Here is an 11,632-nt window from a genome sequence, read left to right as displayed (position 1 = left end):
GGCCGCGGGCGTCTTTCGATTCCAGGCTCACTCCGCCTTGATGTTGCGGCGGCGGATCAGGTCGCCCCAGCGGCGGCCTTCCTCGGCCAGGTAGGGCGGGAAGGCCTCGGCGCTGCCGCCGATGACGTCGATCGAGGCGGCGTCCAGCTTGGCCTTTACCTCCGGATTGTTCAGCACTTCGCGCGCGGCGGTGGAGAGCCGTGTGAGAATGGCCTCCGGCGTGCCGGCCGGGGCGAAGAAGCCGAAATCGTTGGTGGCGTGGTAGCCGGCTAGGCCGCTTTCGGCGAGGGTCGGCACATTCGGTGCCTTCGGGTCTCGCGCCCGGCCGGTTACCGCCAGCGCCCGCAGCTCGCCTGACTGGATGTAGGGGATCGCCGTCACGGTATCGACGAAGCCCATCGTCGCCTCCTTGGTCAGCAGCGCCTGCAGCGCCGGGCCGCCACCGCGGTAGGAGACGTGCAAGATGTCGATGCCGGCCATGTCCAGCATCAGCTCCGGCGCCAGTTGCCCGACGGTGCCGGAGCCGGGGGAGGCGTAGGACAGCTTGCCTGGCTGGGCCTTCGCCGCCGCCACCAGTTCCGCATAGGTGTTGATGCCGCTGGAAGGATGCACGCAGATGAACATGGCATTGCTTGCCAGCAGGCTGATCGGCGCGAAGGCGCGCGCGTTGTCGTAGGGCAGGGGGCTGAACAGGAACGGCGCCACGGCGAAGGTGCCGGTGGGGGCGACGTCCAGCGTGTAGCCATCCGGCCGCGCCCGCGCCAGCGTGCCATGGCCGACGGTACCGCCGCCACCCGCGCGGTTCTCCACCACGAAGGAGCCGCCGAGCGAGGCGCCCAGGTACTGCGCCAGCAGCCGCGCGACGAAATCGGTGGAACCACCGGGCGCGAAGGGCACGATGATCGTCACCGGCCGGTTGGGGTAGGGCGCCTGCTGCGCCAGAGCGGGCGTGGCGGCCAGCGCCACGGTGCTGCCCAGCAGCGCGCGGCGGGTGAGGCGTGTGCCTTCGATCATGGAGAGGTTTCCTGTTGTTATCGTTGTCGTCGCGTGCTGCCGCTGCTGCGGTTCAGCCCATCAGGTCCTGCAAGGCGCGGATGGCGGTGCCGTAGCCCCGCGCGCCCAGCCCGGCGATCACGGCGGTGGCGGCGGTGGAGACCAGCGAGCGGTGATAGATCGCGTCCCGCCGATGGATGTTGCTGATATGCAGCTCGATGAACGGGCGCGGGAACATCTTCAGCGCGTCCAGCACCGGGATGGAGGTGAAGGTCAGCCCGGCGGGGTTGATGACCAGCCCATCAGCCGGCGCGTCGATCGCCTCGTGGATCCACTCCACCATCTGGCCTTCGTAGTTGGTCTGGCGGAACACCAGCTCGTCGGCTCCGGCGGCCTCGCGGCACATCGCCTCCACCTCCGCCAGCGTGGTGTGGCCGTAGATCTCCGGCTCCCGCCGCCCCAGCCGGTTCAGGTTGGGACCGTTCAGTACGTGGATGACCCGGCTCAAGGCCCGTTCTCCCGCCGGCTGCCCTGTAGGGCGCTGTCTGCCTGTCGCACCGTCATCCTCCTTGCCAGGCCTCTTCGGCCCGTTGGCGGCAGGTTGCCGCGCGGCGAGTGTCTTTTCAACCTATGATTCGTAATTCATAGGATGAAATAGGTTTTGAAGGATATTCTAGGCGAGCTTTGAGCTTGCGCCGTCCTGGTGCATCCTGGGTGCGCAGCAGCGGAGGCTTTGGGCTTGGACGAACTCTCCATCGGCGAGACCGCCTATCGCCGTATCCGGGCCGACATCGTCTTCGGCCGCCTGGCGCCCGGGCAGCGCCTGGCGCTGGACTGGATGCGGGAGACCTACGGCGCCAGCATCAGCACCCTGCGGGAACTGCTGAGCCGGCTGTCATCCGAGGATCTGGTCCGGGCAGAGGGCCAGCGTGGCTTCGAGGTCTCGCCCGTTTCCGCCGCTGACCTGCGGGAAGTCGCGGCGTTGCGCCTGCTGCTGGAGACCCATGCGCTGGAGCAATCCTTCGCCGCTGGCGGGCTAGAATGGGAAAGCGGGGTCGTCGCCGCCCATCACAAGCTGGCGGCGCTGGAGCGCATCCTGCTGGCGGGCGAGACGGCCGAGGCCGAGCGCTGGAAGCGCTACGACTATGAGTTCCACCACGCCCTGGTCGCTGCCTGCGGATCGCGCGCCCTGCTGCAGGCCCATGCGGCCATCTATGACCGCTACCTGCGCTACCAGATGGTGGCGGTCATATTCCGCGGCGAGGTCGCGGCCGCCGAGCATCGCAAGCTGCTGGACGCCGCTCTGGCGCGAGATATCGCCACGGCACGTTCGGTACTGGCCGAGCATGTGGATGGCTGTGTGGTCCAGGTGCTGCAGACGGGTGGGCTGGACCGCTTCGCCGGCGGCACCGCCGAACCACAATCCAAGCCGGGCCGCCGAGGCCGCCCGCGCGCTGATACGGCGCCTGCGAAGAGCCAGCCGTCAAAACGTAAGGTCGGTTAGCCGGCGCCTCCAACGCAGTGCGGCCGGCGGCGGCCACGCGCGGTTCGGGCAGGCACGGCTACGGCTGGATGTCAGGGGCACCCGTTAACAGCGGGTCGACTGCCGGGAAACACTTCAACCGCCCGCGACGCCCTTGATGACGATCCCGGTCCCACCGCAATTCTCGCAGGCCTTGCCTTCGATGCGGCCGGAGCCCTGGCATGTCGGGCAGACATCCTCGCCCGTGCCCGGTGTCCCCGGGGCGGCATCGTCGCCCGGACTCTCGGGCGCACTGGCGACCGGCTCAACACCTTCGGCCGACCCTTCCTGCTCTGCCTGCAGCCAATGATCCGTATGCCGACCCTCCGGTCGTCCTTCCCGTTCCCAGATGGCGTGGGCACGGTCCCGGATGCGGTCCTGCTGTTCGTCTTGCATCGACGCCTCCCTGTTTGGGCACCGGCAGTACAACGCGGCACGAAACGATCCGTTTTCCGAGGATCGCAGGCAGCGCGTTATGCCAAGGCGGCTCGCTGGCAAGCGCTGGCGACAAGGCCAAGTTGTGTTCAGTCAATGGAAAGTCGACGGTCGAAGCCATTCGCAGCCTGGAAGCAGAGGCTGGAAGAGAATGCTCTCAGATTGTAGTGGGCTTCTACGCGAGGTGGCTGGGGAACCTGGATTCGAACCAAGACTGCCCGAGTCAGAGTCGGGAGTTCTACCGTTAAACTATTCCCCAACGGCGTGGGCGGGCAGATAGCATCGCCTTGGGGGTGGTGCAAGCCCGTCCGTGACACCATTTTGTCTTCAGGCACGAAATAGCTTGCCCCGGCCACCCTCAGGCCGGATCATCCTCCGTGTCGGCGCAGTCCGGGCACCTCTTCACCTGTGCCCCATGCGCCGCCGAACCAGAATGCCATGTCAGACCCCATTGTCCCGCCCCGCGCCCGTCCCGCATTTCCCTCCGCTTCTGGCCCCACCGCTTCGGGGCAGTGGGCCGGGCATCAGGGCGCCTATGCGGCGATCGACCTCGGGACGAATAATTGCCGCCTCCTGGTCGGCACCCCCACAGCCTCCGGCGCGATGAAGGTGGTCGACAGCTACAGCCGCGTCGTCCGGCTGGGCGAGGGGCTGGCCGCGACCGGCTGCCTGTCCGAGGACGCGATGGGCCGCGCCATCACCGCGCTGCAGGCCTGCGCGCAGAAGATGCTGCGCCGGCCGCTGCGTCGCATCCTGGCCGTGGCCACCGAGGCCTGCCGCCAGGCCGGTAACGGCGCCGCCTTCATCCAGCATGCGCGGGATATCACCGGCCTGCCGCTTCGCATCATCCCGGCGCGGGAGGAGGCGGAGCTGGCGATGGAATCCTGCACGCCGCTGTTGCGGGCGGGTGACCGGCGGGCCCTGCTGTTCGACATCGGCGGCGGCAGTACCGAGATCGCCTGGATCCGGCGGGAAGGCGGCACGGCCTCGCTGATCGGCTATGTCTCGCTGCCGCTGGGCGTGGTCACTCTGGCCGAGCGCGCCAATCTCTGCTGCTACACCCCCAAGGGCTTCGACACGGTGGTGGACGAGGTGGCGGAGGCTCTGGCGCGGTTCGACCGCGTGCATTGCATCGGCCAGGAAATGCGCGCCGGCGGCGTGCGGCTGATGGGCACCAGCGGCACCGTGACCACCCTGGCCGGCGTCGCCCTGGCCTTGCCTCGCTACTCCCGCCCGCTGATCGACGGCAAGGTGCTGGATTGCGAGGCGGCGGACCAGGCGCTGCGCGACCTGTTCGCCCTGGGGCGGGACGGCCTGCGCTCCCACCCCTGCGTCGGGCCGGAACGGGCGGATTTCGTCCTGCCCGGCTGCGCCATCTATGCCGCCATCCGGCGGGTCTGGCCCTCCTCCTGCGTCACGGTCGCGGACCGGGGGCTGCGGGAAGGCATGCTGCAGCGTATGATGCGGGAAGAAGGCGCCGCACCCCGGCGCCCGCCGTTTACCGCCCGGCACGCCGCGGCGCCGTTATCCTGAAGGATTGCTGTTAAGTGAAGCCGCCGACTGAGGGCGGGCGTGGCCTGTCCACCCGCCTGCGCACCGCCAAGGGCCGTACCACCGCCAGCCAGAAGTGGCTGGAGCGGCAGTTGAACGACCCCTATGTCCGCGCCGCCAAGGCCGCAGGCTGGCGGTCCCGCGCCGCGTTCAAGATTCTGGAGCTGGACGAGAAGTACAAGCTGTTCCACCCCGGCCAGCGGGTTGTGGACCTCGGCGCCGCCCCCGGGGGCTGGACCCAGGTGGCGGTGCAGCGCGTGGGCGATGCCGGCAGGGTGGTTGCGCTGGATTTGCTGCCGATGGACGTCATCCCCGGCGCCATCCTGCTGGAAGGCGACTTCCAGGAGGATGCGGTGGAACAGGCGGTGCTGGCGGCGATGGACGGCCCGGCCGACCTGGTGTTGTCCGACATGGCGCCCAACACCACCGGCCACAACGCCACGGACCATTTGCGGATTCTGGGGTTGATCGAGCTGGCGCTGCATTTCGCGGCCAAGGTGCTGACGCCGGGCGGTGCCTTCGTCGCCAAGGCCTTCCAGGGCGGCACGGAGAAGGACCTGCTGAACATGATGAAGCGGGACTTCGCCAGCGTGAAGCACGCCAAGCCGCCCGCCAGCCGCAAGGGCAGCGCGGAGATGTACGTGGTCGCCCAGGGCTTCCGGGGCGAGGGCTTCCGCGGCTGACGCAGACGAGCCACGCGCAAGCGTCACGTTCGTGACGCTTGCAGCGCGGGGGGAATCGGGGGTAGGACGCACCGCCAAGGCAGCGGAACGCACCCGCCGTTTCTGCGAAAGGTCCCGGCCATGGCACTCGACTCTCTCCCGATTGAAACCGCGCCCCAGCGCAAGTTGATCGCCGAGGCTTATGCCTTCGACGACGTGTTGCTGGTGCCCGCTTACTCCACCGTGCTTCCGGCCCAGGCCGATGTGCGCACGCGCCTGACGCGCGAGATCTCCCTGAACATCCCGCTGGTGGCCGCCGCGATGGACACGGTGTCCGAAGGCAACATGGCCATCGCCATGGCGCAGGCCGGCGGCATCGCCGTCATCCACAAGAACCTCACGCCCGAGCAGCAGGCCGCGCAGGTCCGCCAGGTGAAGAAGTTCGAGAGCGGCATGGTGGTGAACCCCGTCACCATCCACCCCGACCAGACCCTGGCCGAGGCGCAGGCCCTGATGGCCTCCTTCCACATCAGCGGCATTCCGGTGGTGGAGCGGGAGAGCAACCGCCTCGTCGGCATTCTCACCTATCGCGACGTGCGCTTCGCGACCGACCCCGGCATCCGCGTCTATGAGCTGATGACGCGGGAGAACCTGATCACCGTCACCGGCGACGTCACGCCCACCAAGGCGCGCGAGCTGCTGCACAAGCACCGCATCGAGAAGCTGCTGGTGGTGGACGACCAGTATCGCTGCATCGGCCTGATCACCGTCAAGGACATGGACAAGGCCCAGGCCAACCCGAACGCCGCCAAGGACGTGATGGGCCGCCTGCGCGCCGCCGCCGCCACCGGCACTGGCGAGGACGGCATCCGCCGTGCCGAGCTGCTGATCGAGGCCGAGGTCGATGTCGTGGTGGTCGATACCGCCCACGGCCACTCCGCCGGCGTGCTGAAGGTGATCGAGCGCGTGAAGCGCATGTCCAACACCGTGCAGGTCATCGCCGGCAACGTGGCGACGCCGGACGCCGTGCGCGCCCTGGCCGATGCCGGTGCGGATGCGGTGAAGATCGGCATCGGCCCGGGCTCCATCTGCACCACCCGCATCGTCGCGGGCGTCGGCGTGCCGCAGCTGACCGCGGTGATGGAATGCTCCGCCGCGGCGCATGAGAAGGGCGTGCCCGCCATCGCCGATGGCGGCATCCGCTCTTCCGGCGACCTGGCCAAGGCCATCGCGGCCGGCGCCGACTGCGCCATGATGGGCAGCATGTTCGCCGGTACCGATGAAGCGCCGGGCGAGGTGTTCCTCTACCAGGGCCGTTCGTACAAGGCGTATCGCGGCATGGGCTCCATCGGCGCCATGGCGCGCGGCTCGGCCGACCGCTACTTCCAGGCCGAGGTGCAGGACCAGCTGAAGCTGGTGCCCGAGGGCATCGAAGGCCGCGTCGGCTACAAGGGCCCGGTCGGCAACGTCATTCACCAGATGGTGGGCGGGCTGAAGTCGGCCATGGGCTACACCGGCAACGCCACCATCCCCGACATGCAGCAGAACTGCACCTTCCGCCGCATTACCGGCGCCGGCCTGCGCGAATCCCACGTGCATGACGTCGCCATCACGCGGGAAGCGCCGAACTACCGCCAGGAAGGCTGAAGCACCTTGACCCCATCCGCCCGCGTCGCTGCCGCCATCGCTCTGGTGGCGGATATCGATGCCACGCCACGCCGCCCGGCCGATGCCACGGCCAATGATTTCTTCCGTGGCCGCCGCTATATCGGCAGCGGCGACCGGCGCGCGGTGGCGGAGCGGGCCTGGGGCGTGCTGCGCCAGCGCCTGCGCCTGACCTGGCACCTGGAGCAGGTGGGCCTGCCCGGCCGCGCCCGGCAGCTGGTGATGGCGCATCTGGTGCTGGTGGACCGCTGGACGCCGCAGGGCGTCGACCAGCTTTTCGCCGGCGGGCGCTTCAACCCGCCGCCGATGGACCCAGGCGAGCACCAGGCGGTGGCCACCATGGCCAGCCGCAAGCTGGCCATGCCGGAGATGCCGGAAGCCATCCGGCTGAACCTGCCGGACTGGGCGCTGCCCTCCTTCCGCGCCCGCTTCGGCGACGACCTGCCGGCCGAGGCCGAGGCGATGGACGTCTCCGCTCCGCTGGACCTGCGCGTCAATCTGCTGCGCACGACGCGTGAGGCCGCCGCCGCCGCCCTGGCGGAGGAGGGTGTGCTGACCGAGCCTACCCCGTGGTCCCCCTGGGGGCTGCGCATCGCCGACCGCCGCCCCATCCTGGCCACCAAGGCCTTCGCGGACGGGCTGGTGGAGATCCAGGACGAGGGCAGCCAGCTCATCGCGCTGGTGACGGGCGCAAAGCCCGGCATGCGCGTGGCCGATTACTGTGCCGGGGCGGCTGGCAAGACGCTCGCCGTCGCCGCGACCATGGCCAACAAGGGCCGCATCGTCGCCTGCGACGTTTCCGCCACGCGGCTGGAAGGCGCGGTGAAGCGCCTGCGCCGCGCCGGCGTCGACAATGCCGAGCGCCATCTGCTGGAACCTGGCGACCGCTGGGTAAAGCGCCGCGCCGGGCAGTTCGACCGCGTGCTGGTCGACGCACCCTGTACCGGCACCGGCACCTGGCGCCGCAACCCCGATGCACGGCTGCGCACCACGCCCCGCGATGTCGAGGAACTGGCCGCCAAGCAGCACGAGATCCTGGACACGACGGCCGGGCTGGTCGCCAAGGGCGGGCGGCTGATCTACGCCACCTGCTCCATCCTGCCGGAGGAGAACGTGGCCCAGGTGGAGGGCTTCCTGGCCCGCCACCCCGCGTTCAGCGCCGTGCCCTTCGCCCAGGCCTGGGGGGAGGCGACCGAGACGCCGGTGCCGCCGGTCGATGGTCCCTGGATGCAACTCTCGCCGCACCGCCACGGTACGGACGGCTTCTTCGCCGCGGTGCTTCAGCGCCAAAGCTGAGACTCTTCTCGCCCGACGCTCCGGAAAGCGTGATAGGGGCGCCACAGCTGTGGCGCATTTGTCACGTTAACCGACTCTTCGCACCTGCGGGCCCGACTGGGCGGTTCGGACGCCGTCGCGCGGTTGACGCCAGAGGGCGATGCCGGTTTTCTTTGCAGTAGAGTGGGTTGCGAGGGATTTCTGGCATGGGCCGCGTCCGGTCATGAACACCATTACGCGCGCGCAACTGGCCGAGGCGATCTACGCCCAGGTCGGCCTTTCCCGCAACGAAAGCGCCGAGCTGCTGGAAGATGTGCTGGAGCGGGTTTCAGCCGCGCTGGAAAGCGGGCGAGCCGTGAAGATTTCCGCCTTCGGCACCTTCACGGTGCGGCAGAAGGGTCTGCGCGTTGGGCGCAACCCGAAGACCGGGGTGGAGGTGCCGATCATGCCCCGCCGCGTTCTGTCCTTCCGCCCCAGCCAGGTCCTCAAGGCCCGGCTGAACGGCGAAGCGGTGCCGGCCACCGATGAGTGACGATGACCTGCCCCCGATGGGCGATGATTTCGAGCCGCATGAGACCGGTGGGCCTGAGGGCCCTGGCTCGGAAGGCCCGGGGCAGGATGCATCCGGCCGCCCGCGCAAGGCGCCCACGGCGTTCCGAACCATCAGCGAGGTCGCGGAAGACCTGAACATCCCGCAGCACGTGCTGCGCTTCTGGGAGACCAAGTTCCCCCAGCTGAAGCCGCTGAAGCGCGGCGGCGGCCGCCGCTACTACCGGCCCGAGGATATCGCGCTGCTGCGCCGGATTGGCGATCTGCTCTACACCCAGGGCTACACCATCAAGGGCGTGCAGCGCCTGCTGCGCGACGGCCCCGACGCCGCCGAGCATCCCGAAGCCGTGGCGGAGGCCGAGACCGCCGCCGTCCCGGAACTGCCACCGGCCGAGCCGGCGCAACTGGCGCTGCGCCAGGCCCTCGGCGAGCTGGAAGCCCTGGCCAGCGAGCTACGCGCCCTCGCGGCCCAGCACGGCGGCCGCTGACCGGGCCTCGGCTGGCGGTCCTCGCCACCGGCTTCGGCGGGACAGAATTTGCCCCAACGCGACGTCATTGCTTGCGAGGGGCTTGAGGCATCACCGAGCCGGTGCTATGCCCCCGCTCATCGGAATGTGGCGCAGCCTGGTAGCGCACTTGTCTGGGGGACAAGGGGTCGTGGGTTCGAATCCCGCCATTCCGACCATCGACTGAAGCCGGCATACAGCCCCTGGCGGACCCCCGTCCCAGGGGTTTTTTGTTGCCCGCCGCTCGCCCCGTTTCAGCATCCTCGTCTCAGCCGCCCAGGCTCCATCCCTGGATGAATTCATGGATGCCGGAGGCGATGAACTGCACGGCGATGCAGGTCAGCAGGAAGCCCATGATCTTGGTCAGCGCCCCCACGCCGCTGCGCCCCAACATGCGGGCGATGCGGAAGGAGGAGGAGAGCACCAGCCAGGCGATACCCAGCGTGATCAGGATGCCGCAGATAATGACGAAGTGGCCGATGATCGGCCGGTCCGCCGGGATCTGTGAACTGTAGCTGAGCACCGCGGCGATCGAGCCGGGGCCGCTGAGGCTGGGCATCGCCAGTGGCGTGAAGGCGATGTCGGGCTGGCCGGGATGCTCGGCCGCCGCCACGTTGTCGGCCGTCGGGCCGCTTTCGTCCTGGCCGGTGAACAACATCCGCATGCCCAGCGCCAGGATGATCAGCCCGCCCGCCACCCGGATACCGGCCAGCGAAATGCCGAAGGCGGCGATGATCAACTGCCCCGCCAGCAGGAAGCTGATCAGCACGCAGGCTGCATACAGCACCGCCAGACGGATCTGCCGCGTCCGCTCCGCCGCCGTCATTCCGCCGGTCAGGGCGATGACCAGCGGCACGGTGCTCAGCGGGTTCATGATGGGCAGGATGCCGAGCACCACGACGAAGATGTAGTGGAGGATCGACATCAGTTCGGACATGCCTCCGTCTGTCTAGCAATTCCCCTGCTACGGCAAGCACCGTGTCAGCCCATGCGCAGAGCGTGTCCGCCGCGGATCTTGGCGGACACGCTCCTGCCGATCGCGTGATTCACGTCTCTGTCCGGGCCACCTGGCGGCGGTCGCCTTCCAATCCGTCCAGCACCTGCGCCGTGGCGGCGGCGAAGCGGTCCCGCACCTCGCCGGCGAAGGGGTTGTCGCGCGCGATGGTGCGGAACAGCTCCTCGGAATCGTGCCGCACCGTATCCACCATCCGTGTCAGGTGCTCGAAGGTGGTGGTGCGCAGGTCCAGCGCCGGCACGTCCATACCGACGACGATGCGGGAGACGATATGCGTCAGCCCCTGCACGTAAGCCATCTGGCGGTCATGCGCCTCTGCCGTCGTCACGAACACCTCCAGCCCGAAGGCACGGCGCAGGAAGCGGGCGGCCAGCCGGGCGTTGCGGCCGCGCACCGGGCACAGCGCCATCCGCAGCCCGGCGATGCCCAGCCGGCCGCTCTGCGGCCCAAACAGCGGGTGGGTGCCGAGGATCTCCACATGCGCCGGCAGGGTCGCGGCCAGGATCTCCAGCGGCCGCATCTTCAACGAGCAGACATCGACCACCAGTGTGCCCGGCTGCAGCAGCGGCGCCAGTTCGCTGGCCACGGCTTGCATTCGCGCCAGCGGCACCGCCAGCACGACGATGGTCTGCGCCGCGGCCGTCGCCAGGTCGGCGGCGCGGCCGGGCAGGCTGCCGGGGTCGCGCCCCGGGTCATGCACCTGCACGTCGAAGAAGCGGGAGAGATGGGGCAGGATGAACGCCCCGAAGGCGCCGTAGCCGACCAGCCCCAACGAGAGGCGGGGGCGGGCGTGGCGGGCGGGCCTGAAGGCGGCGTCAGGAGTGGCAAGGTCGAGCATCGGGTTCCTCGGGGCGGGCATGGCGGTCGCCGGGAGAGGGGCACCCTGAAACACAACATGCCGCCTCTCGGCGGCATGGTTTCGAAAAGGTCGATCCTGCCGCGCGCTATGAGAGCGGGCGGTAATACTCGCGCGGTGCGGGCAGGGTCGTGTCCATGCGCCTAGAGGAGCCTCCGTTTCCCGCCCGCGTCAAGCGCTGTTTTCACAACCCGTGGAAGAGATCCGTCGAGAGGTATCGTTCGGCGAAGGATGCGGCGATGCCGATGATGAGCTTGCCGTTGTGCTCGGGCTGGGTGGCGAGGTCGAGCATGGTGTGCAGGACGGCGCCGGAGGAGATGCCGATGGGCAGGCCCTCGGTGCGGGCGCAGAGGCGGGCCGCGGCGTAGGCCTCGCGCTCGGTGACGCGGCGCAGCAGGTCGATCCGCTCCATCTCCAGCACCTTCGGCTTGAAGCCGGCGCCGATGCCTTGGATTTCGTGCGGGCCGGGATCGTCGCCGGAGAGCACGGCGGATTCGGCCGGCTCGACGCCGACGATGGTCAGGCTGTCGCGGCGCGGCTTCAGGGCGCGGGCGATGCCGGTGAGCGTGCCGCCGGTGCCGAGGCCGGCGACGACGATATCGA

Annotated in this window: 13 protein-coding genes and 2 tRNA genes; 8 read left to right on the top strand and 7 right to left on the bottom strand. The window is 69.2% G+C overall.

Annotated elements, in window-relative coordinates; genetic code table 11:
• Positions 1-27: 27 nt before the first annotated feature.
• Both IBL26_RS18505 and IBL26_RS18500 read right to left on the bottom strand, forming a co-directional pair.
• Positions 28-1,014 (bottom strand): Bug family tripartite tricarboxylate transporter substrate binding protein, encoded by a 987-nt coding sequence (locus IBL26_RS18505; RefSeq protein ID WP_187785996.1) that lies wholly within the window; start codon positions 1,012-1,014, stop codon positions 28-30.
• 52 nt (positions 1,015-1,066) lie between these two features.
• The gene (locus IBL26_RS18500; protein ID WP_187785995.1) at positions 1,067-1,501 is read right to left on the bottom strand and encodes a type II 3-dehydroquinate dehydratase; all 435 of its coding nucleotides are present in this window, start codon (positions 1,499-1,501) and stop codon (positions 1,067-1,069) included.
• A 231-nt stretch (positions 1,502-1,732) separates the two neighbouring features.
• Here IBL26_RS18500 and IBL26_RS18495 point away from each other — a divergent pair, with 231 nt between their 5' ends.
• Entirely contained in the window at positions 1,733-2,497 is a 765-nt protein-coding gene (locus IBL26_RS18495; RefSeq protein WP_187785994.1) for a GntR family transcriptional regulator, read from the top strand.
• A gap of 114 nt (positions 2,498-2,611) precedes the next feature.
• Here IBL26_RS18495 and IBL26_RS18490 read toward each other — a convergent pair whose 3' ends face one another.
• On the bottom strand, positions 2,612-2,911 hold the full coding sequence (locus tag IBL26_RS18490) for a DUF2934 domain-containing protein (RefSeq protein ID WP_187785993.1): 300 nt from the start codon (positions 2,909-2,911) through the stop codon (positions 2,612-2,614).
• Between the two features lie 224 nt (positions 2,912-3,135).
• Positions 3,136-3,209 (bottom strand) — tRNA-Gln (locus IBL26_RS18485).
• A gap of 179 nt (positions 3,210-3,388) precedes the next feature.
• Between IBL26_RS18485 and IBL26_RS18480 the strand changes: the two genes are divergently transcribed.
• The 7 genes from IBL26_RS18480 (at position 3,389) to IBL26_RS18450 (ending at position 9,337) form a co-directional block, all read left to right on the top strand.
• Positions 3,389-4,483 (top strand): Ppx/GppA phosphatase family protein, encoded by a 1,095-nt coding sequence (locus IBL26_RS18480; RefSeq protein WP_241749541.1) that lies wholly within the window; start codon positions 3,389-3,391, stop codon positions 4,481-4,483.
• 14 nt (positions 4,484-4,497) lie between these two features.
• Positions 4,498-5,184, top strand: a complete 687-nt coding sequence (locus IBL26_RS18475; RefSeq protein ID WP_187785992.1) for an RlmE family RNA methyltransferase — start codon at positions 4,498-4,500, stop codon at positions 5,182-5,184.
• A 120-nt stretch (positions 5,185-5,304) separates the two neighbouring features.
• Positions 5,305-6,810 (top strand): IMP dehydrogenase, encoded by a 1,506-nt coding sequence (guaB, locus tag IBL26_RS18470; protein WP_187785991.1) that lies wholly within the window; start codon positions 5,305-5,307, stop codon positions 6,808-6,810.
• A gap of 6 nt (positions 6,811-6,816) precedes the next feature.
• Entirely contained in the window at positions 6,817-8,124 is a 1,308-nt protein-coding gene (locus IBL26_RS18465) for an RsmB/NOP family class I SAM-dependent RNA methyltransferase (protein ID WP_187785990.1), read from the top strand.
• A gap of 202 nt (positions 8,125-8,326) precedes the next feature.
• Positions 8,327-8,635 (top strand): integration host factor subunit alpha, encoded by a 309-nt coding sequence (locus tag IBL26_RS18460; protein WP_187785989.1) that lies wholly within the window; start codon positions 8,327-8,329, stop codon positions 8,633-8,635.
• Positions 8,628-9,140: a MerR family transcriptional regulator gene (locus IBL26_RS18455; RefSeq protein WP_187785988.1), complete on the top strand. Its 513-nt coding sequence runs from the start codon at positions 8,628-8,630 to the stop codon at positions 9,138-9,140. Before IBL26_RS18460 ends, IBL26_RS18455 begins: the two co-directional genes overlap by 8 nt.
• Before the next feature lie 120 nt (positions 9,141-9,260).
• Positions 9,261-9,337 (top strand) — tRNA-Pro (locus IBL26_RS18450).
• A gap of 89 nt (positions 9,338-9,426) precedes the next feature.
• On the opposite strand, the gene IBL26_RS18445 is transcribed toward IBL26_RS18450, so the two are convergent.
• From IBL26_RS18445 to IBL26_RS18435, 3 genes are all read right to left on the bottom strand, one after another.
• A complete protein-coding gene (locus IBL26_RS18445) occupies positions 9,427-10,095 on the bottom strand; it encodes a MarC family NAAT transporter (protein ID WP_187785987.1) in 669 nt (222 codons plus the stop codon).
• A 109-nt stretch (positions 10,096-10,204) separates the two neighbouring features.
• A complete protein-coding gene (locus tag IBL26_RS18440; RefSeq protein WP_187785986.1) occupies positions 10,205-11,011 on the bottom strand; it encodes a prephenate dehydrogenase/arogenate dehydrogenase family protein in 807 nt (268 codons plus the stop codon).
• Between the two features lie 202 nt (positions 11,012-11,213).
• Positions 11,214-11,632 (bottom strand): pyridoxal-phosphate dependent enzyme (locus tag IBL26_RS18435; protein WP_187785985.1); only part of this gene is annotated, 419 nt, incomplete at its 5' end.

Origin of the sequence: Teichococcus aerophilus (assembly GCF_014490485.1) — a bacterium.
GTDB classification, from domain to species: domain Bacteria; phylum Pseudomonadota; class Alphaproteobacteria; order Acetobacterales; family Acetobacteraceae; genus Pseudoroseomonas; species Pseudoroseomonas aerophila.
Note: the sequence above shows the minus strand (reverse complement) of the source record. Positions and strands in the feature narration are given on the sequence as shown.